Below are 563 nucleotides of genomic sequence, written 5' to 3' on the forward strand. Positions count from 1 at the left end.
ATTAATCAGGCGCAGAAGCAACTACAAAAGCAACGGAAAAAAGCATTCTGGTCGAACCGCGAACCCAAATCACGCATTACCAAACAGGAACGCGACACTGTTAACGCATTAACCAGCTTCATTACGGCAGTGAATAGCGACCCGTCAATAGAGCGAGTTTCAACCAAAACCAAATCCCGCCGTAGACTGGCGTCGGGTGAGGTTACTGCGAGGGCGTGAATATGAATTATTCTAAAAGAAAAGAAATAGCATTAGCGCATCAGAAACACGAATCTGCAGAAAATGCAGAGCAAGCGCTGTCAATGGCGTATCAAATTGCGTCAAACTCCGATATGCCAGATAGCGTTAGAGAATTGTTCACGCAATTAATGGAATCATTTAGTGAGCACCGTAGTGAATTACAAGGTGCAGCTAATGACATATTAATCAAGTAACTAACTCCAGCTCATTCCAAATAAACAATTTAATTCTGAGGGTATGGATATGACTACACCAATGCAATTCGCCGCTGAATGTAAAGAAGATTACGAATATTATCGTAAAAGGGCGACTTCTTATGACCC

At 42.3% G+C, this 563-nt stretch carries 2 protein-coding genes; both read left to right on the plus strand.

Going from position 1 to position 563, the window contains the following annotated elements; genetic code table 11:
- A partial coding sequence (locus tag Xind_RS19735) for a hypothetical protein (RefSeq protein WP_187650968.1) occupies positions 1 to 219 on the plus strand: 219 nt, incomplete at its 5' end.
- A 2-nt stretch (positions 220 to 221) separates the two neighbouring features.
- Complete coding sequence (locus Xind_RS19740) at positions 222 to 434, plus strand: hypothetical protein (protein ID WP_187650969.1); 213 nt, start codon at positions 222 to 224, stop codon at positions 432 to 434.
- Positions 435 to 563: the final 129 nt, after the last annotated feature.

Source organism: Xenorhabdus indica (assembly GCF_014467235.1).
Taxonomy (GTDB): domain Bacteria; phylum Pseudomonadota; class Gammaproteobacteria; order Enterobacterales; family Enterobacteriaceae; genus Xenorhabdus; species Xenorhabdus indica.